Annotated in this window: 27 protein-coding genes, 1 tRNA gene and 1 other RNA gene; 11 read left to right on the top strand and 18 right to left on the bottom strand. The window is 64.5% G+C overall.

The features are described 5' to 3' along the window. Positions 1–14 precede the first annotated feature (14 nt). Positions 15–716, top strand: coding sequence for a metal-dependent hydrolase (locus tag EV663_RS01035; RefSeq protein ID WP_132949907.1), 702 nt, complete (start codon positions 15–17; stop codon positions 714–716). 84 nt (positions 717–800) lie between these two features. On the opposite strand, the gene EV663_RS01030 is transcribed toward EV663_RS01035, so the two are convergent. The 5 genes from EV663_RS01030 to EV663_RS01010 form a co-directional block, all read right to left on the bottom strand. Beyond that, positions 801–1,310: a CarD family transcriptional regulator gene (locus tag EV663_RS01030; protein WP_132949906.1), complete on the bottom strand. Its 510-nt coding sequence runs from the start codon at positions 1,308–1,310 to the stop codon at positions 801–803. Positions 1,311–1,586: 276 nt separating this feature from the next. Then, a complete protein-coding gene (fdxA, locus tag EV663_RS01025; protein ID WP_132949905.1) occupies positions 1,587–1,925 on the bottom strand; it encodes a ferredoxin FdxA in 339 nt (112 codons plus the stop codon). Between the two features lie 72 nt (positions 1,926–1,997). Continuing rightward, entirely contained in the window at positions 1,998–2,387 is a 390-nt protein-coding gene (locus tag EV663_RS01020) for an RNA-binding S4 domain-containing protein (RefSeq protein WP_132949904.1), read from the bottom strand. Positions 2,388–2,390: 3 nt separating this feature from the next. Further along, a complete protein-coding gene (locus tag EV663_RS01015) occupies positions 2,391–5,198 on the bottom strand; it encodes a helicase-related protein (RefSeq protein WP_132949903.1) in 2,808 nt (935 codons plus the stop codon). A 22-nt stretch (positions 5,199–5,220) separates the two neighbouring features. Continuing rightward, positions 5,221–5,775, bottom strand: a complete 555-nt coding sequence (locus EV663_RS01010) for a tetratricopeptide repeat protein (protein ID WP_243697842.1) — start codon at positions 5,773–5,775, stop codon at positions 5,221–5,223. A 76-nt stretch (positions 5,776–5,851) separates the two neighbouring features. Between EV663_RS01010 and EV663_RS01005 the strand changes: the two genes are divergently transcribed. Both EV663_RS01005 and EV663_RS01000 read left to right on the top strand, forming a co-directional pair. Further along, positions 5,852–6,139 carry an SCP2 sterol-binding domain-containing protein gene (locus tag EV663_RS01005; protein ID WP_132949901.1) on the top strand — a complete coding sequence of 96 codons (288 nt, stop codon included), beginning with the start codon at positions 5,852–5,854 and terminating at the stop codon, positions 6,137–6,139. Between the two features lie 11 nt (positions 6,140–6,150). Next, positions 6,151–7,104 (top strand): alpha/beta fold hydrolase, encoded by a 954-nt coding sequence (locus EV663_RS01000; RefSeq protein ID WP_132949900.1) that lies wholly within the window; start codon positions 6,151–6,153, stop codon positions 7,102–7,104. A 64-nt stretch (positions 7,105–7,168) separates the two neighbouring features. Here the strand turns inward: EV663_RS01000 and EV663_RS00995 are convergent, their stop codons facing one another. Continuing rightward, positions 7,169–7,684, bottom strand: coding sequence for an alkylphosphonate utilization protein (locus tag EV663_RS00995; protein ID WP_132949899.1), 516 nt, complete (start codon positions 7,682–7,684; stop codon positions 7,169–7,171). 147 nt (positions 7,685–7,831) lie between these two features. Between EV663_RS00995 and EV663_RS00990 the strand changes: the two genes are divergently transcribed. After that, positions 7,832–9,655 (top strand): M3 family oligoendopeptidase, encoded by a 1,824-nt coding sequence (locus tag EV663_RS00990; protein ID WP_132949898.1) that lies wholly within the window; start codon positions 7,832–7,834, stop codon positions 9,653–9,655. Between the two features lie 170 nt (positions 9,656–9,825). On the opposite strand, the gene EV663_RS00985 is transcribed toward EV663_RS00990, so the two are convergent. From EV663_RS00985 to EV663_RS00970, 4 genes are all read right to left on the bottom strand, one after another. Then, entirely contained in the window at positions 9,826–10,122 is a 297-nt protein-coding gene (locus EV663_RS00985) for a DUF4389 domain-containing protein (protein ID WP_165910103.1), read from the bottom strand. A 48-nt stretch (positions 10,123–10,170) separates the two neighbouring features. After that, complete coding sequence (locus tag EV663_RS00980; protein ID WP_132949896.1) at positions 10,171–10,605, bottom strand: baeRF12 domain-containing protein; 435 nt, start codon at positions 10,603–10,605, stop codon at positions 10,171–10,173. An 84-nt stretch (positions 10,606–10,689) separates the two neighbouring features. Beyond that, the gene (gene rpoH, locus EV663_RS00975) at positions 10,690–11,586 is read right to left on the bottom strand and encodes an RNA polymerase sigma factor RpoH (RefSeq protein ID WP_132949895.1); all 897 of its coding nucleotides are present in this window, start codon (positions 11,584–11,586) and stop codon (positions 10,690–10,692) included. Between the two features lie 177 nt (positions 11,587–11,763). Further along, positions 11,764–12,792, bottom strand: a complete 1,029-nt coding sequence (locus tag EV663_RS00970) for an RluA family pseudouridine synthase (protein WP_132949894.1) — start codon at positions 12,790–12,792, stop codon at positions 11,764–11,766. Here EV663_RS00970 and EV663_RS00965 point away from each other — a divergent pair. Then, entirely contained in the window at positions 12,791–13,096 is a 306-nt protein-coding gene (locus EV663_RS00965; protein WP_132949893.1) for a DUF6476 family protein, read from the top strand. The genes EV663_RS00970 and EV663_RS00965 overlap by 2 nt on opposite strands. Before the next feature lie 30 nt (positions 13,097–13,126). Here the strand turns inward: EV663_RS00965 and EV663_RS00960 are convergent, their stop codons facing one another. Together EV663_RS00960 and EV663_RS00955 are read right to left on the bottom strand one after the other, a co-directional pair. Then, positions 13,127–13,738, bottom strand: coding sequence for a CDP-alcohol phosphatidyltransferase family protein (locus EV663_RS00960; RefSeq protein WP_132949892.1), 612 nt, complete (start codon positions 13,736–13,738; stop codon positions 13,127–13,129). A gap of 86 nt (positions 13,739–13,824) precedes the next feature. Next, positions 13,825–13,901, bottom strand: a tRNA-His gene (locus EV663_RS00955). 130 nt (positions 13,902–14,031) lie between these two features. On the opposite strand from EV663_RS00955, the gene EV663_RS00950 reads away from it, so the two are divergent. Beyond that, the gene (locus EV663_RS00950; RefSeq protein ID WP_132949891.1) at positions 14,032–14,256 is read left to right on the top strand and encodes a DUF6324 family protein; all 225 of its coding nucleotides are present in this window, start codon (positions 14,032–14,034) and stop codon (positions 14,254–14,256) included. On the opposite strand, the gene EV663_RS00945 is transcribed toward EV663_RS00950, so the two are convergent. Next, entirely contained in the window at positions 14,240–14,692 is a 453-nt protein-coding gene (locus tag EV663_RS00945) for an MmcB family DNA repair protein (protein WP_132949890.1), read from the bottom strand. The genes EV663_RS00950 and EV663_RS00945 overlap by 17 nt on opposite strands. A gap of 76 nt (positions 14,693–14,768) precedes the next feature. On the opposite strand from EV663_RS00945, the gene ssrS reads away from it, so the two are divergent. Beyond that, positions 14,769–14,925: non-coding RNA, 6S RNA (gene ssrS / locus EV663_RS00940), on the top strand. 129 nt (positions 14,926–15,054) lie between these two features. Here ssrS and EV663_RS00935 read toward each other — a convergent pair. Continuing rightward, on the bottom strand, positions 15,055–15,384 hold the full coding sequence (locus EV663_RS00935) for a hypothetical protein (protein ID WP_132949889.1): 330 nt from the start codon (positions 15,382–15,384) through the stop codon (positions 15,055–15,057). A 154-nt stretch (positions 15,385–15,538) separates the two neighbouring features. On the opposite strand from EV663_RS00935, the gene EV663_RS00930 reads away from it, so the two are divergent. After that, on the top strand, positions 15,539–16,240 hold the full coding sequence (locus EV663_RS00930) for a glutathione S-transferase family protein (RefSeq protein WP_132949888.1): 702 nt from the start codon (positions 15,539–15,541) through the stop codon (positions 16,238–16,240). Positions 16,241–16,323: 83 nt separating this feature from the next. On the opposite strand, the gene nusB is transcribed toward EV663_RS00930, so the two are convergent. The 4 genes from nusB to EV663_RS00910 are packed head-to-tail and all read right to left on the bottom strand — an operon-like array spanning position 16,324 to position 19,042. Then, positions 16,324–16,797 carry a transcription antitermination factor NusB gene (gene nusB / locus EV663_RS00925; RefSeq protein ID WP_132949887.1) on the bottom strand — a complete coding sequence of 158 codons (474 nt, stop codon included), beginning with the start codon at positions 16,795–16,797 and terminating at the stop codon, positions 16,324–16,326. Next, positions 16,794–17,336 (bottom strand): 6,7-dimethyl-8-ribityllumazine synthase, encoded by a 543-nt coding sequence (locus tag EV663_RS00920; RefSeq protein ID WP_132949886.1) that lies wholly within the window; start codon positions 17,334–17,336, stop codon positions 16,794–16,796. Before EV663_RS00920 ends, nusB begins: the two co-directional genes overlap by 4 nt. A 3-nt stretch (positions 17,337–17,339) precedes the next feature. Further along, complete coding sequence (gene ribB / locus EV663_RS00915; RefSeq protein ID WP_132949885.1) at positions 17,340–18,440, bottom strand: 3,4-dihydroxy-2-butanone-4-phosphate synthase; 1,101 nt, start codon at positions 18,438–18,440, stop codon at positions 17,340–17,342. Beyond that, positions 18,437–19,042 (bottom strand): riboflavin synthase, encoded by a 606-nt coding sequence (locus EV663_RS00910; RefSeq protein WP_132949884.1) that lies wholly within the window; start codon positions 19,040–19,042, stop codon positions 18,437–18,439. The genes ribB and EV663_RS00910 overlap by 4 nt, the downstream gene beginning before the upstream one ends. Positions 19,043–19,224: 182 nt before the next feature. Here EV663_RS00910 and EV663_RS00905 point away from each other — a divergent pair, with 182 nt between their 5' ends. From EV663_RS00905 to EV663_RS00895, 3 genes are all read left to right on the top strand, one after another. Then, on the top strand, positions 19,225–20,517 hold the full coding sequence (locus tag EV663_RS00905) for a capsule biosynthesis protein (RefSeq protein ID WP_132949883.1): 1,293 nt from the start codon (positions 19,225–19,227) through the stop codon (positions 20,515–20,517). 107 nt (positions 20,518–20,624) lie between these two features. Next, on the top strand, positions 20,625–21,749 hold the full coding sequence (locus EV663_RS00900; protein WP_132950393.1) for a polysaccharide biosynthesis/export family protein: 1,125 nt from the start codon (positions 20,625–20,627) through the stop codon (positions 21,747–21,749). Positions 21,750–21,777: 28 nt separating this feature from the next. Beyond that, positions 21,778–23,805 carry a capsular polysaccharide biosynthesis protein gene (locus EV663_RS00895; protein ID WP_243697841.1) on the top strand — a complete coding sequence of 676 codons (2,028 nt, stop codon included), beginning with the start codon at positions 21,778–21,780 and terminating at the stop codon, positions 23,803–23,805.

The raw sequence follows: 23,805 nt of genomic DNA, 5'->3' as shown, positions 1-23,805 counted from the left end.
ATAGGGAGATGTCCATGAAAATCACCTGGCTCGGCCATTCCGGCTTTCGTATAGAGATCGGCGGTCAGGTGCTGCTGGTCGATCCCTGGCTCAGCGGCAACCCGATCTTCCCCGAAGCCCGCCGCGCCGAGGCGATCAGCGGCGCGACCCATGTGCTTGTGAGTCACGGGCATGGTGATCACGTCGCCGATGCGGTGGCGATCGCGCGCGAGCTGGCGATCCCCGCGGTCGGAATCTACGATCTGATGACCTGGTGGCAGCAAAAAGAGGCGATCGATGTAATCGGTTTCAACAAGGGCGGCACGGTGCATCTGGGCGATGTCGCGGTCACGCTGGTGAACGCGGTCCATTCTTCATCGGTGCCGGGGCCGGACGGGCCGGTCTATACCGGTGGCGAGGCCGGATTCATGATCTCGGGCGAGGGGCACACGATCTATGTGACGGGCGATACCGACGTGATGGCGGACATGGAAATCTTCAACGACCTGCACGCCCCCGATATCGGCATCCTGTGCGCGGGCGGGCATTTCACCATGGACATGAGGCGGGCGGCCTATGCGGCACGGACCTTCTTCGATTTCAAGACGGTGATCCCCTGCCATTACCGGACCTTCCCGCTTCTCGAACAATCGGCGCAGGAACTCAAGGATGCGCTTGCCGGCGTCGAGGTAATCGAGCCAGAGGTGCTTCAATCGATCGACATCGAGGCCACCTAGAAACGACACAACAAAAAACCGCGGCCCGACAGGCCGCGGTTTCAATGGTGATCCCGGCACAAGGCCGGCGCAAGCGGGTGTCGATCAGGCCGCGCGCGAGACCAGAACCTCGTCCACCTGCTTTTGCGCAGACATCTCGTCGGCCCCGGAAACGGCGGCGACCTCGCGGGTCAGACGTTCAAGCGCGGCCTCGTAGAGCTGGCGCTCGGAATAGCTCTGTTCGCGCTGGTCGTCGGTGCGGTGCAGGTCGCGCACCACCTCGGCGATCGAGATCAGGTCGCCCGAGTTGATCTTCTGCTCGTATTCCTGGGCGCGGCGCGACCACATCGCACGTTTCACCTTGGCCTTGCCCTTGAGGACGTCCATCGCCTTCGAGACCACGTCGGGCGTGGATAGCGACCGCATCCCTACCTCGGTCGCCTTGTTGGTCGGCACGCGCAGGGTCATCTTGTCCTTCTCGAAAGAAATCACGAACAGCTCCAGCGGGATGCCGGCGATTTCCTGTTCTTCGATCGAAACGATCTTGCCCACCCCGTGCGCCGGGTAGACGACAAAGTCATTGGGGCGAAACTCGGATTTCTTGGTCTTGGTCATTCAGTTCTTCCTCGCAGGGACCCCTGGCAGAGCGAGAGGCACCTGCCGGAAACGGGCTTTCCGGTCATGTGGTGTCTCGGGCACTGAAATTTCGCACCACAAGCGAGCAGCCCCGCGATGCGGTCAGGTTTCGGTCGGCCATATCTGACGGATTGATAACAGAAATGCCCACCAAAGGAAAGCACCGCACCGCTTAGGCAGGGGCAACCCCCTGAAGGTAAAACCTATTTCCCGCACCAACAGGGGCAAACGGGGGGCGAGAAGGGCGAATCGCCCTCAGCCGCCCTCGCCCGGCTGTTCGGAGAAATACTTTTCACGCTTGCCGGTTTCGCCGTCCCGCTCTGTCGCCTCGGGCAACGGGTCCTTGCGGGTGATCAGGCAGGGCCAGATCTCGGCATATTTGCGATTGAATTCCACCCATTCGTCCATGTCCGGCTCGGTGTCGGGACGGATGGCGTCGGCCGGGCATTCGGGTTCGCACACGCCGCAATCAATGCACTCATCGGGATGGATCACCAGCATGTTCTCACCCTCGTAGAAACAGTCCACGGGGCAGACTTCGACACAGTCGGTATATTTGCAGGCGATGCAATTGTCTGTAACGACATAGGTCATGTGCGGACTCTCGTTCTTTCGTGTGGGCCCCTAGCTAAAACAGGGCGTTCGATCATTCAAGCGGCGGGATGCTCATTCAAACGGCGGACAGGTTCCGCGCTCGATCTCGCGTCGCGCCTTCTTGGTGGGGCGCCCGCCGCCCTCGTATCGCGGGGCGGGGGGTGTCGTGTCCTTGATCGGGGTCAAGTCCTCGTAGAGGGTGCATGCCTCGGTCGCGGGTCCGCGGCGAGTACCCGGTGCCAGGATACGCACCACCCGGATATCGCGCCCCTGGGCAAAGGTCAGGGTGTCGCCCGGACCGACGCGGGCGCCGGGTTTGTCGATCTTGACACTGTTGACCCGAACATGGCCACCCGCGACGACCCTGGCCGCCAGCGTCCGCGTCTTGAAGAAACGCGCCTGCCACAGCCATTTGTCCAGGCGGATGCGCGGCGCACCCGCTGTCGACGGATCGGCGGGCACGCGCTATTTCTTGTCCTTCAAGCCCATCAACGCGGCGGCGAAGGGGTTGTCGGGGTCGATCGGTTTTTCCTTGCGGGGCGGGCGAGATTCGAAAGATTGCGTCTTGTCGGGACGCGCGCCCCCCTTGCCCTTGGGCCCCGGCTTGCCACGCGGTTTGCCCTTGCCCTGGGGCCGGTCGCCGCGCGGACGCTGGCCTGGCTTGCGCCGAGGGGCCCATGCGAAAGTGTAGTAAACCTCGATCTCGGGCGGCGCCTCGCTCACCTCCCCTGCGGGCGCGGCCTGTTGTGCCGCGCCGTCCTCATCGACATCTGGCCCGGCGGGCTTTGCCTGTTCGCTCTGTTGGGGCGCGGGGTCCTGCGTGCCGCCCTCCAACTCTGGCTCGGTCACCGCGCCCTCGGCCGGGGGCGTTTCCGCCAGCGCCTCGGGGGCCGGTTTGACCTTGGGCCGCTCGCCCCGTTCGGCCTGATAGCCAAGTCCCTGCATCAGGTCGGCGAACTGTTCCAGCGTCATGCCCGTGATCGACAGCATGTCGGCCTTTGCCTCGAACCCGCCGCGCGAATCCTCAGCGCGCAGCATGTCGGCCAGCCGTTCCAGCATGTCGATGCGGATCGCACGGGCCCCCGCGGTACGGTAGCCCGACAAGGCATGATAATCCTCGGGCAGACCATCCACGACCGGGATCGTCACCAGGCCGGGCGGCGGGCTTTCGGGAAACTCGTCCAGCCCCTTGAACAGCGAAAACAGCACCAGCCGCAGACGCGTCGGTGCAGGCTTCAGCAAAAGCGGCATGAAGATCGTATATTGTCCGAACCGCAACCCATGCTTTCGCAGCGCGCTTCGCGCATCCTGATCCAGGTCCTTGACCTCTTGGGCGACGCGATCACGCGGCAGGATGCCCATAGCCTCGACCATGCGGAACCCGAAACCACGCGCAAGGCCCGACAGCGCCTCATCGCGCTGAAGGGTCAAAAGCGGCTCGAACAGAGTGGCGATCTTGCGGTCGATGAAATGTTGAAGGCGCCGGCGGACCTTTTCTGCGACATCCGACCCGGCCTCGTCGTCGACAAAGGCGGCCACCGTCGGCTTCAGAGGATCGGCACCGGCCACCAGCTTGCCGACGGCAAGCTCCCCCCACATCAGCCCACCCTGTTCGGTGAAATCCAGTTCCGTATCCGGGGCGTTGTACAGGCGGTCGGCCCGCAGGCTGAATTCTGGCCCAAGGGCTGCAAGCGCGGTCTGGCGCAGCATCTTGGCCTCATCGGGGCTGCTGGACGCGTCCTGGCGAAAGCGAAACCCCTCAAGCCGGCCGATGAATTCCCCCTCGACCGTTACCTCACCCTTGTCGTTGACCTCGGCCACAAGGCTCTCCTTCTGCTTCAACCGGCGGAGCAGGACAGATGTCCGCCGGTCAACAAATCTTTGCGTCAGTGCGCCGTGCAGCGCATCCGACAGGCGGTCTTCTACCGCGCGGGTGACGCCGCGCCAATGGGCTTCGTCCGCGACCCAGCCCGTGCGCTGTGCGACATATGTCCAGGTGCGGATATAGGCCAGCCGTTTCGAAAGCGTGTCAATGTCGCCTTCGGTCCGGTCGATCCGACGCACCTGCCCGGCCAGCCAATCGTCGGGCACCCGGCCTTGATCCTGGATGAACCCGAAGATGCGTTCCAGCATGCCGGTATGTTCGGCAGCAGAAATCCCGCGAAAATCGGGAATACGGCACACATCCCACAAGAGCCGCACATCGGCAGGCGCGCGCAGCCGGGCACGCAATTCGGGATCGGCACTCAGCACCTTGAGCGCATGCAGGTCGTCCGCCTCGCGCGCGCGGGCCAACCAATCGTTACTGGCCGGGGTCTCAAGCGCGGCGATCAGCCGCTCGGGCGTGCCAAAGTCCAGCCGCGCATTGCGCCATTGCAGCTTGCGGATGGGGGCAAAGCGGTTCTCGGTGATCGCCTCTGCCACTTCGGGGTCCAGCGCTGGCGCCTCGCCCGTGACGCCGAAGGTGCCACTTTGGGTATGGCGCCCTGCCCGGCCCGCGATCTGGGCCAGTTCATTGGGGGCCAAGGGACGCATCCGGCGGCCGTCGAATTTCGTCAGGCTGGAGAAGGCGACATGCCTGACATCCAGATTCAGCCCCATGCCAATGGCATCTGTCGCCACCAGGTAATCGACATCACCGTTCTGGTAGAGTTCGACCTGGGCGTTGCGGGTGCGCGGCGACAGCGCGCCCATCACCACCGCGCAGCCGCCTTTTTGGCGGCGAATCAGTTCAGCATTGGCATAGACCGTATCGACCGAGAACCCCACGATCGCCGCGCGCGGCGGCATCCGGCTGATTTTTTTCGATCCGGTATAAGTCAGTTCGGAAAACCGCTCGCGGCGCATGAATTGCGCCCCGGGCACCAGCCCCGCGATCGCCCCGCGCATCGTTTCGGCACCGAGAAACAAGGTCTCGTGCAAACCGCGCGCATTCAACAGCCTGTCGGTAAAGACATGTCCCCTCTCGGGATCGGCACAAAGCTGGATCTCGTCCACTGCCAGGAAATCGGCCCCAATTCCGACGGGCATCGCCTCGACCGTGCAGACCCAGTACTGGGTGCGTTCGGGCAAGATCCGTTCCTCGCCGGTGACCAGTGCCACCACGGATGGCCCACGCAGGGCCACGATCCGGTCATAGACCTCGCGCGCAAGCAGCCGCAGCGGCAGGCCGATCACGCCGGTCCGATGCGCCAGCATCCGTTCGATCGCGTAATGCGTCTTGCCGGTATTCGTCGGCCCGAGGACCGCGGTGACCCTCGCTTCCGTCGCCATTCGCTGCCCTTTCGCCCACGCCTCAGAGCGCCTGACCAGATACCTTGGGCTCCAGCCGGTTCACGGCTTCTTCTAGGTCAGGATCGTGGGGATGTATAGCGCGCGCCGCCCTGTAGGCGGCAAGCGCGGCAGCATCGCGCCCGGTGTCTTCGAGGATGGTCCCAAGGCCCATCAGCGCGGCGAAATGATCAGGGTTGAGCGTCAGCGCACGGGCCAGGTCGTCCAGTGCCGGGCCAAACAGACCCGACTTGAAATAGGCCAGGGCGCGGGCATTGAACCCCTCGGCAAAGCCGGGCGCATGATCGGTGAGCGCGGTCAGGTGCGCGATCGCCATGCCCCAATCCTCGGCCTCTATGGCGGCGCGGCCACGCTCCAGCAGAAGATCCATCGCCGCCGACCCCGATTTCGACCACTCCGACCAAAGCGCCTCTTCGACATTTTTCCAATTCGGAAGATCGGGCCGGCGCAACTCTTCCAGCAAGGCGTCCGTCCGGGACACGTCGGCATGAACAGGCGCGCCATGGCAGGCCGCCGCGAAACATGCCGCAACGAAAGCATTGAGAAGTGACGACGTCATAGCCATAACAAGTGGGACATTAGCGCGTTTCGCGGGGCCGGCGACAGCCCCGCGATCACATTTCGGAGGAATAGTAATGAGCGAGACCCTGGAAAAGGCGCTTGAGGTGCTGCGCGAGAAAATCGACGGCGGCATCGAGGGGGTGGCAAAGTTCGACATCGAGGACGAGGGCGCCATCGTTATCGATTCGCAAGGCGCACGGCTTGGCGAGGCGGATGCCGACGTAACCCTCAGCGCCACGCTTGACACCTTTCGTGCCATGCTTGAGGGCGACATGAACCCCACCGCGGCCTTCATGACCGGCAAGCTCAGGATCGATGGCGATATGGGCATGGCGATGAAGCTGGCCCAGATCTTTACCTGAGCGTCCAAACGGTGGGCCCTGCGCCGCTGTTCTCGGATGTCGCCTGCGGCCCGTCGGACGGGTTTGCACGTTGGCTGAGGGCCTCGGACGGCGTGCGATTGCGGATCGCCGCCTGGGGTCGGGATGCGCCCGGTGGTACGGTCCTGCTCGCCTGCGGACGCACCGAATATGCCGAGAAATACGGCCGAGCCGCGGTCGATTTTCGGGCGCGCGGTTTGGCGACATTGGCGGTGGACTGGCGCGGTCAGGGTCTGGCCGACCGACTGCACGACCATCCGCGGGTAGGACATGTCGAACGCTTTGACGCCTATCAGCGCGACCTTGACGCCGTTTACACCGCCGCGCTGGCGTTGGATCTGCCCAGACCGTTTTTCCTGTTAGGGCATTCGATGGGCGGGGCGATCGGGCTGCGCGCATTAATGCGCGGGCTGGATGTCGCCGCCGCCGTCTTTACCGCGCCGATGTGGGGCATCCTGATGCCGCCACTGCTTCGCCCAGCGGCCTGGCTGGTCAGCGCCGCAAGCCGCCCGCTGGGGCTGGGCGGTTGTTTCACCCCGGGCAAGGCCGGCGATGGCTTCGTGTTGCAAAACGCGTTCGAGGATAACGACCTGACCAGCGACCCCGAGATGTTCGCCTACATGCGCCACCAGTTGATCGAACATCCCGAACTGGTGCTGAACGGCCCCAGCCTGACCTGGCTGCACGAGGCGCTTCGCGAATTGCGCGACCTGGCACGCCTGCCCGCCCCCGCCTGCCCTGCGCTGACATGGCTCGGCACCGACGAGAGGATCGTCTGCCCCGAGGCGATTCGCGACCGGATGGCCGGATGGCCAGGCGGCCGGCTGGAACTCATCGAGGGCGCGCGTCACGAGGTGATGATGGAACGGCCGGCAATCCGCAGCCGCGTCTTCGACATGACCGCTGCGCATTTCCGCACCCATTCCAGCCAGCCCGCCCCGGCCTGAGCCCCCGCGCGCCATGGCATCCCGCACATGGGCGAAGGCCTCGACGAGTCCGCCCGCGCGGCGTTCACGACCTCTTAACGAATTCGGTCAGGATGACGATACGCTGGCCTTCGACGCGGCCCTCGATCTGGCCGGGATTGTCTTGCACCAACGAGATGTTGCGCACCGCCGTGCCACGCTTGGCGGTAAAGCCCGCTCCCTTGACCGGCAAATCCTTGATCAGCGTCACCGTGTCACCCGATGCAAGAACCGCCCCGTTGCTGTCACGATGGATGATCTCGGGCTGGCCCGACAGGCCGGCCTCGGCCCAGGCCAGCAGTTCAGGGTCGAGATAGGCGATATCCAGAAGCTCATGCGCCCAGGGCGCAGTATCCAGCGCCTTGAGCAGACGATAGGCCACGACCTGCACGGCGGGAATTTCGCTCCAGACCGCTTCGTGCAGGCATTGCCAATGCGGGCCATCCTGCGGCCCCGCCTGCGCAGCGGTACGGCAGATGTCGCAAAGCGCGATCACGTCCTCGCGCGGGGCCACGGTGTAATCGGACGCGCCCTCGGCGCCGCACAGCGAACAGGTTGTCATCGGAAATCCTCGGACGGCTTGGAATGTCAGTGGCCGTCCTAGAGACAGCCGGGCCCGCTGTCCATGCGGCACGACCGGCCCCATGTCCCTTGAAGGTCCCTACCCCGGCACTCTATCTCTAGTGCAAACACAACAAAGAGGTTTCCCATGCGCATCACCCCGCCCGCCCCCGTCCACGACGCAAATGCCAGCGGAGGCGCCGATCTGGGCAGGCTGCCCGAATGGGATCTCGGCGATCTTTACGCAGCCCCCGACGCGCCCGAAATCGCCCGCGACATGGGCTGGCTGGAAACCGAATGCGCCGCCTTCGCCACCGATTACGAGGGCAAGCTGGCCGACCTGGACGCCGACGCCTGGCTGACCTGCATCGACCGTTACGAGGCGATCGACCGGATCTCGGGACGGATCATGTCCTTTGCCGGGTTGCGCTATTACCAGAACACGATGGATGCAGAGCGCGCAAAGTTCCTGTCCGACTGCCAGGACAAGATCACTGCCTTTACCACACCGCTGGTCTTTTTCACGCTTGAAATCAACCGGATCGAAGATGCACGGCTGGATTCGCTCTTTGCCGCGAATACCGATTTGGCTCGCTATAAACCCGTATTCGACCGGCTGCGCGCGATGCGCCCCTACCAGTTGTCGGACGAATTGGAAAAGTTCCTGCACGACCAGTCCGTCGTGGGGGCATCCGCCTGGAACAAGCTCTTCGACGAAACCATTGCCGGGCTGGAATTCGAGGTGGAGGGCGAGGCCTACAACATCGAGGGCACGCTGAACTTCCTGACCGACACCGACCGTGCGAAGCGCGAGGCCGCCGCCCGCGAACTGGCCAGCGTCTTCGGCGCCAACATCAAGACCTTCGCCCGCGTCCACAACACGCTGGCCAAGGAAAAGGAAATCGAGGACCGCTGGCGCAAAATGCCCACCCCGCAGACCGGGCGGCACCTGGCCAACCATGTCGAACCCGAGGTGGTCGAGGCCTTGCGCAACGCGGTCGTCACCGCCTATCCGCGCCTCTCGCATCGCTATTACGCGCTCAAGGCCAAATGGATGGGGCTGGAGAAACTTCAGGTCTGGGACCGAAACGCCCCCCTGCCCATCGAAGAGCCGAAAACCGTGGACTGGGAGGCGGCGAAGACGACGGTTCTGGACGCATATGCCGATTTCTCGCCGAAAATGGCCGAGATCGCCGAACCGTTCTTCGGCAAGGGCTGGATCGACGCGGGCGTGAAGCCCGGCAAGGCGCCCGGCGCCTTCGCCCACCCCACGGTGACGGACGTACACCCCTACGTGATGCTGAACTACCTGGGCAAACCGCGGGACGTGATGACGCTGGCCCATGAGTTGGGCCATGGCGTTCACCAGGTACTGGCCGCCGGCCAGGGCGAACTCCTGTCCTCAACCCCGCTGACCCTGGCCGAGACAGCCTCCGTCTTCGGCGAGATGCTGACCTTCCGCAAGCTTTTGGCGGGCGCCGAAACATCGGCGCAGAAAAAGACCCTGCTGGCAGGCAAGGTCGAGGACATGATCAACACGGTCGTCCGACAGATCGCTTTCTACGACTTCGAGTGCAAGCTGCACGAGGCGCGGCGCGGCGGCGAACTGACCCCCGAGGACATCAACGACATCTGGATGAGCGTGCAGGGCGAAAGCCTCGGCCCGGTCTTCGAGTTCATGGAGGGCTATGAAACCTTCTGGGCCTACATCCCGCATTTCGTCCACTCGCCCTTCTACGTCTATGCCTATGCTTTCGGCGATGGCCTCGTGAACGCGCTTTACGCCGTCTACGAGGAAAGCGGCGCGGATTTCCAGGACAAGTATTTCGACATGCTCAAGGCCGGCGGCTCCAAGCACCACAAGGATCTTCTGGCGCCTTTCGGGCTGGATGCCAGTGACCCGGCCTTCTGGGGCAAGGGGCTGTCGATGATCGAAGGCATGATCGACGAGCTTGAGGCGATGGAGGCCTGAGACGAACTTCCACGCGACCGCCCATCGAGGGCGCCGCGTGGAAGCCTCCGGCGGGGATATTTCGACCAAAGCAGGGCCTCGAGGCATTCCTGCGTCAAATGCTTTGGGTCAAATATCCCGGGGGAGTCGCCCGGATACGGGCGACGGGGGCAGAGCCCCCATCCGTCCGGTCATTTCCATTCGTTCCACGGGAAAGGCTTGTCCTCGCTTGCCACCGCCTGAAAGCGCGCGTTCATTGCAAGCCAGTTTCCAAGTTTTTCACCGAAATCGGAAATGTTCGGATTTGCCTTGCCCGTGAACAACAGCCAGCCAAATTGCAGGACCGCCGTCGCCGCGAGAACGGAATGGGCGATCGAGAACAGGATCAACAAGACCAGCATCCAGGCACCACGGCGCCAGGCTGCGGATTTGTCGACAGGTTTGAGCGAAGGCGAAGGGTTCGAGGTCGGATCAGGTGCATCGGTCATGCGTGCCTCCATGGCTAGGACCAAGGACCGGTCCAGCGCGGCCCCGGTTCAAAAAACGATCACATCCTCGAAATGGCGAGGCAGGTCGGCGATCTCAACCCCCAGGAGATCCTTGTTCAGATCGCCGGCAAGCGCATCGCGCAACGGCCCATCGAGGCGCGCGCGCAAAGCCCCCAGCATCTCCGGCGGCGCGCTGAGCACGAAGCGATCATAGCCGCCGCGGCCCCATTCACGACCGGCGATGTCCAAGACATCGGTGGCAAAGGCTTCACGGTTCTGCTCCCGCTCGGACGACGAGCGGTCGAACCCGTGACGCGCAGTGCCCGGCGCGGCCTGCCCGCGGCCGGGCGTATCGGCATAGCGCGCCTGTCCAGGCTTGTCGAACGCGGCCACCTCGTTCACCCCGAGACCGGGCCCGTCATTGGACAATAGCCGCGCCTGGTGCTCGCTGGCGATCAGTATAAGGGTTCGCACGGGTTTCATCCTGTCACTCCTTCTGTTTGCCGACTGACAGCCTAGGAAAAATACGCGGCGCGCGCCTTGACCTGCCGCAACCTTGCGGTGGGGTCAGACAGGCGCCATGCCCTTTTCGCGCGCCAGCTCCTGCATGCGTTTTTGCAGCTTTTCGAAGGCGCGCACCTCGATCTGGCGGATCCGCTCACGGCTGACATTGTAGAGGCCTGAAAGCTCTTCCAGCGTTACGGGCTGATCCTGCAGGCGCCGCTGTACCAGGATGTCCTTTTCTCGGTCGTTGAGCACGCCCATCGCCTCTGCCAGAAGGGCGCGGCGACTTTCCAGTTCGTCGCGCTCGGCATAGGCCTCGGCCTGGTTGGCATCCTCGTCTTCCAACCAGTCCTGCCATTCGGTCGTTGTGTCGGCGTCTCCGCCGCCCACCATGGCGTTCAGCGACGCATCGCCCCCCGACAGGCGGCGATTCATCGAGATGACCTCTTCCTCGGTGACGTTAAGATCGTTGGCGATCCGCGCCACGTTCTCGGGGCGCAGGTCGCCCTCTTCCAACGCGCCGATACGAGCCTTGGCCTTGCGCAGGTTGAAGAACAGCTTTTTCTGGGCGCTGGTCGTGCCAAGCTTGACCAGGCTCCACGACCGCAGGATGTATTCCTGGATCGCGGCGCGGATCCACCACATCGCGTAGGTGGCCAGGCGAAAGCCCTTTTCGGGATCGAAGCGCTTGACCGCCTGCATCAGGCCGACATTGGCCTCGGAAATCACCTCGGCCTGGGGCAGGCCATAGCCGCGATAGCCCATGGCGATCTTGGCCGCCAGGCGCAGGTGCGAGGTAACCATGCGATGCGCGGCCTCGGTGTCGTGGTGATCGACCCAACGCTTGGCCAGCATGTATTCCTCTTCGGGTTCCAGAAGCGGAAACTTCCGGATTTCCTGAAGATAGCGGTTGAGCCCCTGCTCTGGCGACGGGGCAGGAAGATTGGCATATGTGCTCATGGGGTTCCTGTCACTCCCTCGATCTTGCGGGTAAATTCCCTTGGCCTTGCGGATCAATCTAACAACTGAACCGGACGGTTCAAGTTTTGGTTCTTTTATCCTTACATCAAGCAAGGACGTAATTCCGGTACAAACCGGGGAATATGTCAGCCACTCACGCAGGATTGCGGGAGTGTTTCAGCCACGCAGCGCGTTGATCAGCCCCGTCATGTCGGGTGGCAGGGACGCCACGAAATGCAGGCTTTCGCCGGTTTCGGGATGAATGAACCCCAGCGTGGCGGCGTGCAGCGCCTGGCGCGGAAAGGCGGCCGCTGCGGCGGCGGCCATCACGCCGACCGCGTGCGCCGACAATCTGCGCCGCCCGCCATAGACCGTATCGCCGATCAGACCGTGGCCGATATGGGCCATGTGTACGCGGATCTGGTGGGTGCGCCCGGTTTCCAGCCAGCACTCGACCAGCGCCGCGGCGGGGGGCGTGCCAAACGCCTCGACCACGCGCATCCGCGTCACCGCATGGCGCCCGCCCGTGGCCAGCACCGCCTGGCGCTGGCGGTCGGTGCGATGGCGCCCGATCTGGGTGGCGATGCGCAGAGTTCCGCCCGGCTCGGCGCTGACCCCGGCAAGGCCGCGCAGGCGCGGCTGCGCGGGATCGGGCAGGCCGAAGACCACCGCCCGATAGCGGCGCTCGACGCTATGGGAGGCGAATTGCGCGGCAAGCCCCGCATGGGCCTTGTCGGTCTTGGCCACGACCAGAAGGCCACTAGTATCCTTGTCGATTCGGTGAACGATACCCGGGCGGCGCTCGCCGCCGATCCCCGACAGGCTGTCGCCGCAATGGGCCAGAAGCGCGTTGACCAGCGTACCAGAGGAGTTGCCCGGCGCGGGATGCACGACCATTCCCACAGGTTTGTTCACGACGATCAGGGCCATGTCCTCGTAGACGATGCTCAACGGGATATCCTCTGGCCGCGCAGAGACCTCGGCAGGCTCGGCAATGACGATCTGGATGATGTCCCCTTCGCTTACCCTGGTGCGCGGCTCGGTGAGCGGTGTCGAATCCCGGCTGACACCACCCTGCGCGATCAGCTTTGCCAGGCGAGAACGAGTCAGCCCCGCAGCCTCTGGCACATCTCGGGCAAGCGCCTTATCAAGGCGGTCGGGCGGGTTCGGCCCGATGGTAACGGCAAGGCGGCGAGGCACGGACATGAACGAAACCCCCGAAACGGAGGACCTGCCCCCGAACCTGAAACTGCTGCGAACGCTCGTCACGCTCTTGATGGTGACGATGATTGGCGGGTTTCTAGTGATCGTGGCGCTGTTTGTCATCCGTATGCCGGGCGGCGATGACGCGCTGCCGCTGCCTGACAGCCTGGTATTGCCCGAGGGCGCCCAGCCCATGGCCTTTACACGCGGACGCGATTGGGTCGCGGTGGTCACAGGGGATGATCGCATCCTGATCTACGACGCCACCACCGGCGATCTGCGCCAGACCATCGTGATCGCGCGGTAAAATATCTCGATTTTCGCAGGAAAATCAGATCTATCCCGGCGGAAATACCTTTTTCGCCAGAACCACGCGCGACAGCGCCGTGATGAAACAAAGCGCGCCGAACCCCCAGGCAAGCGGAACGAACCAGTCCGGCCAAAGGCAGAGCACCACGAAAAAGGCGATGGTCTCGGTCCCTTCCAGCAGCCCGCCGGTGAAATAAAGCGATTTCATCCCACGCGCCCGAGTTTCCATCCCGCGTCGCTCTGCGAGAATGGCAAAGCCTAGGAACGTTGCCCCGTTGAAATAAAAGCTGGTCAAAAGAAACGCCCCCGCCGCGCCATTCGCCGCAGGGTCCATCACGACGAATCCCAGTGGGATCGCACCGTAGAACAGGAAGTCACAGGTTATATCCAGAAAGCCGCCGAAATCGGTCTTTGCCGTGGCCCGCGCCACGGCCCCGTCCAGCCCATCGGCCAGTCGACTGGCCAAGAGCGGAAGCAAGGCAATGCCACTGTGGCCCAACGCGATCAGCGCAGCGGCCATCAAACCCAGCACCGTCCCGATCAACGTCACCGCATCCGCGCCCACACCTCGGCTGGCGAGCAACCGGCCCAGCCGGTCCAGCGGCGGGTCGATCAATCGGCGCATCCCTCGATCCAGCATCGGGCCCTCCCTGCTCGGCGGTTTGCACCGCTCTGGGGGCGAATCGTACCCGCGCGCAAGTAACGTATCGGTGCGAGAAAAAGAGGTGGTACCGCCTCCCCGGCTTGAACGGGGGACCTCTGGATCCACAATCCAGCGCTCTAACCAACTGAGCTAAGGCGGCCCGGTTTGCGCCGTTTAGCGCCCCTAACCAGGCAATGCAAGCCCCGATACGCCACCTATCCCGCCCGCCCTTGCCACTGGGCGCGCGACGCGCTACCCCGACGACCTGAGTTCCGCGAAAGGGCCGCGCGATGGGCATCGACAAGCAAAGCGAGTTTGCCGCAAACCTTCAGATCGGGCCGACGAGCCTGGGGATGGTGCGCCTCTATATCGAGGGTGAGGGGCTGGAATTGCCGATGGATTTCACCCCCGAAGAGGCCGAGGAAATCGCCGAGGAAATCCGCGCTGCCGCGGTGCGCGCCCGCGGCATGGGCGAGAGCGGCAAGGACGGGCGCCCGGCTAGGTCAAAGGGCTGAGCCTGGGATCGCGCAGGCTTTGCAAACGCAATGCCGCGTGGCGGGCAAAGGTCCGCGTCACAACGCGCCGCCGCGCAGAGGCCAGCCTGATTTCGGGGGCATCGCGTACCAGTTCAGCGCCATAACCATCGGCCAGGATCACCCCGCCCTCGTCCGGCAACAGGTCAAGCGGAAAATCGGCCCCAACCGCCCAGAAGAACCGGTCGCACCAATCAAGATAGCCGCGCCATTTCCGGTCCGCTGTGAAATCGGCGCGGCTCGATTTGCATTCAACGACCCAGATTTCACCCTTGGGCCCCAGCGCCATCACGTCCACCCGCAGCCCCCGCGAGGGCACGAGTTCCTCGATGCAGGCAAAACCCAGGGCGCGCAGATGTCGGCAGACACCCCGCGCCAGAAGCTGTCCGGGGGCAAGGGAAAGGGGGGACTCGGTCATGGGCACATGATGAACATTATGTGAACACATGACAAGCCTTGCAGCCCTGCACCCCGCGCCCTATGTGTCTGGCAGGCGGGTACTGCCCATCTCGTGAAGAGGTCAAATTCCGGTGGCCTTAAGCAAATCCGAGGGAGCTGGCTCTGTCCGGGTCCTGGCCCGGTTACCTGGCGCCCACCTGTGTATACAGGTCCTCGGGAATTCGTTGCCTCAACGGTCGTGGTGGTCCCGCCCCATCCCCCGCCCGCGCCATCAGCTTATCGTCGCCATGACCGCCAACGGACCTGGACCCAAACGAAGTCGCAAGGAAAAAGGCGGCCCAAGGAACCGCCAGTTGGTGCATCACGTCTGAAGGTAAAGTATTAGCGCAGCCGACGCCGCCCATCGCGCACCGGCACCGGGATCGGCACCATGGCCTCGGCCATGCCGCGTGACGGGCCGCTGTTGCGACGGCCCCTGTCGTCATCGTCGGCCACACCCATCGACATCACCGCGATCCCGAACTGAACCCCCGAGAAAACGATCCCGTTGAAGAGAAAGAGCATTGCCACCGCAAGCCAGCCCGAGGAGGAATGGGATACCAGATGCCACAGATTGACAACGTTGAAGTAAAGCAGCATCCCAACGAACACGCCCGACAGCGCAAATCCGATAAGGGAATGGTGAATGTACAGGCGCACGAGTCGAGGCATGAATATCTCCTTCGCTTGCTTCCATTAGGTAGGCATTAATAGAAAGATTCCAAGAAAAAACTTGAAACCAGCCGCGCCCGCACTGGTCGAGCGCCGGAATTTCAGGCAACTTGCCCGTCTGCACACCGTGCCGATCACATCCCGAAGGCCATCCATGCTGACCCTTCACGTCTTTGCCCCCGCTCTGGGCACGATCAGTCCCAGCCCTTTCTCGGTCAAGGCGCTGCTGCTGATGGAAATGAGCGGGTTGCCCTACACGCGCGCAACGGGCGATCCACGAAAGGCCCCCAAGGGCAAACTGCCTCTGCTGGTAGACAGCGGGCGCACGATCGCCGATTCGCAGGCAATTCAACATCACCTGGCCATGCAGCACGGCTTTGATCCCGATGCGCATCTGTCACCGCGCCAGCGCGCCGAGGCGCTGATGCTGCGCGTCACCCTAGAAGAACATCTTTACTGGGCACTGGTCCAGTCCCGCTGGATAGAAAGCCCGGAACCGATCCGAGAGGCGTTTTTCGGCCGCCTGCCCAAGCCGATGGGCCGGGCCGTTTTTGCGATGGTGCGCCGCAAGGTTGCTCGGGCGCTGAATGGTCAGGGAATGGGCCGACACACCCCCGGCGAGATACTCGCTATTGCCGAAGAGGCGCTGGAGGCGGTTGTAACCATGCTTGGCGATGGGCCCCATGTCTTTGGCCCAGCGCCCTCGGGTGTGGATGCCAGCCTGTTCGGTTTTCTCGAAAACGTGCTGGTTCCGCCGCTTGACACGCCGCTGAAACGTGCAGTCCAGTCGCGCGCGCCGCTTGTCGCCTATCACCGCCGGTTGCGCGACGGCCTGGCTGCCCGCCTCACCTGCTGAGGGTACCATTCCTGCCTTTAAGCGCGCGCACGAAGTGTCCGGCGACGAGAGCAGCCCAAGCAGGTGCAGCCGATTACCCGCAGTCAGAATGCCTCTGGCCGGGCCTCGCGCGCCATGTGATCGAGAACGGCATTGACGAATTTCGGCTCGCGGCCCTCGGGGAAAAACGCCTTGGCCACGTCGACATATTCGCTGATGACGACCTTCGGCGGGACATCCTCGGCAACCAGTTCGGCCCCCGCGGCGCGAAACAGCGCCCTGAGCGTCGGGTCGATCCGGGCGATGGGCCATTTTGCCACCAGTGCGCGATCGGTCATCTGGTCAATCTTCGCCTGCCAGGTCACCGCCCCCTCAAGCGTGGCGCGGAACAGGTCGATATCACCCTCGGCCAGCTCCTCGCCCTCGTCATAGCCGATGCCAAAACGCCAATCCTCGAACTCGCGACGCACGGTATCAACGCTTTGACCGGAATGTTCCATCTGGAACAGGGCCTGAACGGCGTGAAGCCGGGCGGTCGAACGCATCTGGCGCTTGTCCTGTTTGCGCGAGCTGTTCATGCGCGCTCCCCGCCTTCAGCGATCTGGACAGTGCCGGCGGCCGGCTTGAATCCGACGCCGCGCGTCTCGCCGCCCCAGCGGCGGGCAAGCGCGACCAGGTGCAACGCCGCGGCCGCGGCACCACCGCCCTTGTCCATGTCGGCGGGATCGGCCCGGCGAACGGCCTGCTCGTGATTTTCCACCGTCAAGATACCGTTCCCGATCAGCGCCCCCTGCATCCCTAACAGCATCAGGCCGCGCGAACTGTCATTGCAAACGGTGTCATAATGCGTGGTTTCTCCGCGGATCACACAGCCCAGCGCGACAAAGCCGTCATAATTCGACATGCGGTGCGCCAGCGCGATCGCCGAGGGCAGTTCCAGCGCACCGGGCACCTCGACCAAGTCGTGGGCGGCACCGGCCTCGTCCAGCCTGGCCCGCGCGCCCGCGATCAGCATATCGGCAATGTCACGGTAGAATGGAGCCACCGCGATCAACAGCTTCACCGGCTTGTCGAATTGCGGCAACTCAAGCATTTGGTGGGGGTCCTGCTCGGCCATGGGTCAGCTCTTTCCTTCGATCTGGCGGGTTCCCTCGATGGACAACCCGTAGGCCTCCAGCCCGATGACCTTGGGCAGGGGAGAATTGGTCAGCAGGATCAGCTTGTGCAGGCCCAGCGCGGCAAGGATCTGCGCGCCAAGCCCGTATTGCCGCAGCGTCTGCGGCGAGACGGCAGCGTCGTGGATCAGCTTCATCGTGGTATCGCGCAATAGCACCACCGCGCCACGCCCCTCGGCCGCGATGATATCCATCGCGCGGCCCAACTCGCAGGGTCCATGGGGGCCGAGACCCAGAACATCCTGCAAGGGGTCCAGTGCGTGCATCCTAACCAGAACGGGCTCTGGCGTAGAGATATCGCCCTTGGTCAGCACGACGTGCTCTGCGCCCTGCGTCTCGTCGGTATAAATCCGCATCAGCCAGTCGCCGCCATAGGCCGAACTCACGGGCCGAACCGCACTTTCGTTCACGAGGTTGTCGTGGCGCCGGCGATAGCCGATCAGGTCGGAAATCGTCCCGATCTTGAGCCCGTGACGCTGGGCAAAGCCAACGAGGTCAGGCAGCCGCGCCATCGTGCCGTCCTCGTTCATGATCTCGCAGATGACGCCCGACGGGTTTAGCCCCGCCAGACGCGCGACATCGACTGCCGCCTCGGTATGGCCCGCGCGCACCAGCACACCGCCGTCGCGGGCACGCAGCGGAAAGATATGGCCGGGCGTGGCGATATCGCCCGCGCCCTTGCCCGCATCGATCGCAACCGCCACGGTTCGCGCACGGTCATGGGCCGATATACCGGTGGTAACGCCCTCGCGCGCCTCGATCGACACGGTAAAGGCTGTCTCGTGGCGCGAGGAATTGGTCGAGGCCATCAAGGGCAGGCCCAGCGCGTCCACCCGTTCACCGGGAAGACTGAGACAGATCAACCCGCGCCCGTGGGTCGCCATGAAATTGATCGCTTCGGGCGTGGCCATCTGCGCGGGGATCACGAGGTCGCCCTCGTTCTCACGATCCTCATGATCGACGAGGATGAACATCCGTCCGTTGCGGGCATCCTCGATGATTTCCTCGATCGAGGATATGGCGTCTTTGTAATGCTCGTCGCTCATGCCGCGTTCCAGTCTTGCAGGCGCGCGACATAGCGGGCCAGCGTGTCGATCTCAAGGTTGACCTTGTCGCCGACGGCCGCCCCGCCAAAAGTCGTCGCCTGCTTGGTGTGAGGAATGAAATTCACCCCGAAACACGGCCCCTCGACCTCGTTGACCGTCAGCGAGACGCCGTTGAGCGCAACCGAACCCTTTGGCGCGATAAATTTCGCCAATTCGTCCGGCGCGCGAAAGGTGATGCGAGTGCTGTCGCCCTCCTGGGCCATCGCGGTGATCTCGGCGACGCCGTCAACATGTCCCGATACGATATGACCGCCCAGTTCGTCCCCGACCTTAAGGGCGCGTTCAAGGTTGAGCCGCGCGCCCGGTTGCCACCCACCCAGAGTCGTCTTCGACACCGTCTCACCGGACACGGAAACCTCGAACCAGCCGCCTTGTCCGTCGCTGCCGCGGTCGATCACGGTCAGGCAGACCCCGTCACAGGCGATCGAGGCGCCAATATCGATACTCTCGGGCGCGTAGTCGCAGGCGATCCGCGCGGTCAGGTCGCCTTTTTGGGTCAGGGTGCGAACGGTGCCGATACCGGTGATGATACCTGTGAACATGGCGCGGCCTCCTTGGGCGTGATGGAGCCTGACCTAGACCTTGCGCGACCGAAGGGCAAGCCGCAGACGCGCCCTAAAGCCGCCCTGCCAAGGCCCATGATCCATGGCAAAACGACACCGAATTGCCAGCGCCCGCGCAAACTGGGCTTTCACGCGCGCAAAAGTTGGCGCCATATGGTGTGATGGGACAAGTTTTGGGCAAGTACCGGCGCTTTCTTTTTCTCCAGGGGCCACACGGCCCGTTCTTTGACCGGCTCGCCGGGGGGCTGGCGGCGGCGGGCGCCGAGACATGGCATGTGGCCTTCAATCGCGGCGACGAGGTGTTCTGGTCCGACCGCGCGCGGCTGATCCGCTTTGACGGGCCGCAGGCGGCCTGGCCGTCCACATGCGCCGCGCTCATGGCCGACAGGCAAATCACCGACCTGGCCCTATACGGAGACACACGCCCGCATCACGCCACCGCCATCGACGCGGCCCATGCGGCGGGCCTGCGCGTACATATCTTCGAGGAAGGTTACCTGCGCCCCTACTGGGTCACCTATGAACGCGGCGGGGCCAACGGGCATTCCCGGTTGATGGAGATGGAGATTGCCGACCTGCGCGCGCGCCTGGCGGATGAAACCGTACCGCCAGTCGAAGCTCCGGCCCATTGGGGCGACATGCGCGAGCACATCCTTTACGGCGCACTTTACCATTGGTTCGTTCTGGCGCTGAACCGACGCTATCCACATTTCCAACCCCATCGCGGCCTGACCGTCCGACGAGAATTCGCGCTGTACTTGCGGCGGCTTGCCCTTTTGCCGCTGCATACGGTCGAACGGTTTGCCGCCACGCGGGTGATACAGGCGGGCGGGTTTCCCTATCACCTGGTCCTGCTGCAACTGGCCCATGACGCCAGCTTTCGCCACCACGGGCCGTTCGAAACGATGGAGGATTTCCTGTCGCTCTGTGTCGAAGGGTTTGCCTGCGGGGCGCCCGCACACCACCACCTGGTATTCAAGGCCCACCCGCTGGAGGACGGGCGCAGCCCCCAGCGTAGCGTGATCGCGCGGCTGGCACGGCGCCACGGGATCGCGGGGCGCGTCCACTATGTTCGAGGGGGCAAGCTTGCGCGCCTTCTGGATGCGGCGAGCAGTGCCGTGACGGTCAACTCGACCGCCGGGCAACAGGCGCTCTGGCGTGGCCTGCCGCTCAGGGCGCTTGGCGCGGCGGTCTACGCCAAGCCAGAGCTTGTCTCGCCTCAGCCGCTGGCGCAGTTCTTCGCGGCTCCGCAAAGACCCGATGCCGCCGCCTATGCGGTGTTCCGCCGTTTCCTGCTTGAGACCAGCCAGGTTCCGGGCGGTTTCTATTCACGCCGCGGGCGCGCGCAGCTCATGCGCCGGATTGTCGACATGGTTCTGGCGCCCTCCGATCCCTACGACGCACGCACCCGGCCCGACGACGCAGCAGCGCAACACCTGCGATTGGCCCAATAGCGGCCCCGAGCCATTTGACTGGTTTTTCGCGGCGCGATTCTGTAGTGTTACCCCAAAATATCCGAGGCAGTTACAAGCAAGAGCAAGGATACCGAGCGGTGAAACTCATGACATCCCGTGGGGCGCGGATGATTGCCCTGTTCGCCCTCGTTGCGACCGTGGCCGCATGTGGCCTGCCGCGCTCGGGCCCGAACAAGCGCGAAATCTTCCAGGGTTCGGTGCAGAAACAAGGCGATGCCTTTGTCATCAGCGTCAATGACCGCGTCACGCGGGCAACCTCGATCGTACCGGCGGTCGGCTTTTCAGACGCTTTCAGGAATGCCGGGCTGATCGGGTCGGACACGATCCGGCCCGGCGACACCCTGGGCCTGACGATCTATGAAAACGTCGATGACGGGCTGCTTGCCGGCCAAGGCATGAACGCCGCAGTCCTGGAACAGGTGCAGGTCGACGGCGCGGGTTTCATCTTCATTCCCTATGCGGGGCGCGTGCGGGCGGCGGGCAACACGCCCGACCGGCTGCGCCAGATCATCACCGAAAAGCTGGACGCGCAGACCCCCGATCCGCAGGTCGTGGTACGGCGACTGGCCGGAAACGGCGCAGCCGTGTCGGTTGTGGGTGCTGTCAGCGGCCAGGGAATCTACCCGATCGAGCGGCCAAACCGGACGCTGGCCACGATGCTGGCCACCGCGGGCGGCGTCGCCATCGCACCCGAGATTGCCCGCATCACCGTGATTCGCGGCGCGCAACGGGGTGAAATCTGGTTCCAGGATCTATATGATCATCCGCAACTGGACATCGCATTGCGCGATGGCGACAAGATCCTCGTCGAGGCAGACACCCGCGCATTTACCGCGCTGGGCGCGACTGGCGCCCAAAGCCGGGTGAGATTCGAGACCACGACCTTGTCGGCGATCGAGGCCATTGCCCAGGTCGGCGGACTGTCGACCAACCTTGCCGATCCCACCGGCGTTTTCGTCCTGCGCAACGAACCCGAGGAAATCGCCAACCTCGTGCTCGGCCGCGAAGACCTCGTCGGGGCACAGCGCTTTGCCTACGTTCTCGACCTGACCGAACCTAACGGGATGTTCCTTGCCCGAGATTTCGCCATCCGCGATGGCGACACGGTCTACGTGACCGAGGCGCCCTTCGTACAATGGCAAAAAACACTTTCTGCAATCACCGGCACCGCGGCCTCGGCCAACTCGGTTGCAAGCCTGGGCGGAAACTGACCGCGATATGGCCGAGGCAGGCCACGACATGCCAGAAACCGCCGGGCGCCCGCGAGCCCGGCGGCTTTTCGTTTATAATGGCGGTTTCCTGGGTGATGCGCGGCTGCGGCGTATCCTGACACTTGCCGGTTACGATATCCGCGTTGGTCTACCCGCCTCCCAGGACATGGTCGGGATCTGGGGCGCCAGCCCCACCGCCGCGCGGGGACTGCGCGTGGCCCGCGCGCGGGGGGCGGGGGTTCTGCGGGTCGAGGATGCCTTCCTGCGCTCGGTCTTGCCGGGGCGCGCGCGCGGCGCCGCGCCGCCGCTTGGCCTGATGCTGGATGGGCAGGGCGTGCATTTCGACCCCTCCCGACCGTCTGCGCTGGAAAGCATACTGGCCGGACACTCGCTGGACGATACCGCGCTCTTGAACCGTGCCCGCGACGCGATCACCCGGATCAGGGCCGGACACTTGACGAAATACACCGGTTTTGTGCCGGAAACCCCCGTCCCGTCCCCCGGTTACGTCCTCGTTGTGGACCAGAGCGCGGGCGATGCCGCGGTCACGGCCAGCGGGGCCACGCGGGCGACCTTTCACGAGATGCTGGCCTTTGCCCGGATCGAGAATCCGGGCGCGGAAATCCTGATCAAGACCCATCCCGAAACCGCCCATGGTCTGCGCCCCGGCCATTTCAGCAGCGATGATGCGGGCGGTACGGTGCGCCTTGTGACCGACCCGGTCTCGCCCTGGGCGCTTCTGGAGGGGGCTGTCGCGGTATATACCGTGTCCTCGCAGATGGGTTTCGAGGCCATCCTGGCCGGACATCGTCCCCGCGTTTTTGGCCAGCCTTTCTATGCCGGCTGGGGGCTCAGCCAGGACGAAACCCCCCCGCCCCGGCGCGTTCGCCGCCTGACCCGTGCCCAGCTTTTCGCAGGCGCGATGATCCTCGCCCCCACCTGGTACGATCCGTTTCGCGACCGGCTGTGCCCCCTGGAAGATGCGCTTGCGACACTTGAAGCCGAGACCCGCGCCTGGCGCGAGGACCGTGCGGGCTGGGTGGCCGCCGGCATGAGGCTTTGGAAACGCGGCGCGGTGCAGGGGTTTTTCGGCGGGCAGCGGGCGGTCCGCTTTGCCCCCGATGCGGACAGTGCGGCGGCGCGCGCGGCGGCGACTGGCCGCCGGGCGATGGTCTGGGGTGCGGCAGCGGCGCCGCCGGGCACGGTGCGGGTCGAGGACGGGTTCTTGCGCTCGCGGGGCCTCGGGGCCGCGCTGGTGGCCCCGCTATCGCTGGTTGCCGACGACCTGGGGCTTTGCTACGACCCGGCGCGCGAAAATCGGCTGGAGAGGCTGATCGCTGCCGCATGTGCCCTGCCCCAGGCCGAGCGGCTGCGCGCCGAGCGGCTGATCGCGCGACTTTGCGAGGCGGGGCTGTCGAAATATAACCTTGGCGGCGCCTCGCCCCCCCCATTGCCGGAGGGGCACCGTATTCTCGTGCCCGGACAGGTCGAGGATGACGCCGCGATCCAGCTGGGCTGTCCGGCGGAACGAACCAACCGCGCGCTGCTGGAACGCTGCCGCGCAGAGAACCCGAAGGCGGTGATCCTTTACAAGCCCCATCCCGATGTCGAGGCGGGGCTGCGCCCCGGCACCGTCGATCCAGCGATCCTGCAAGGGCTGGCCGATCGGGTGATCGAGGGCACGGGGGCCCCGGAATTGTTGGCCGAGGTCGACGAGGTCTGGACGCTGTGCTCTGGCCTGGGCTTCGAGGCGTTGATCCGGCGGGTGCCTGTCACCTGTCTTGGTGTGCCGTTCTACGCGGGCTGGGGATTGACGCGCGACCTGGCCCCGGTCCCGGCCCGGCGCGCGGCACGGCCCGACCTGGTGGCGCTGGTTCACGCGGTTCTGATTGCCTATCCACGCTATCGCGACCCCGTGACCGGCCGCCCCTGCCCGGCGGAAATCGTGGCCGACCGCCTGGCAAGCGGCGCTCTGCCGCGCCCCGGACCGGGATTGCGCGCGCTGTCAAAGGTGCAGGGCCTGCTGGCGGGAAAGGCATATCTGTGGTGGCGCTGA

It is taken from the genome of Rhodovulum bhavnagarense, from assembly GCF_004343505.1.
Lineage (GTDB): Bacteria > Pseudomonadota > Alphaproteobacteria > Rhodobacterales > Rhodobacteraceae > Rhodovulum > Rhodovulum bhavnagarense.
Note: the sequence above shows the minus strand (reverse complement) of the source record. Positions and strands in the feature narration are given on the sequence as shown.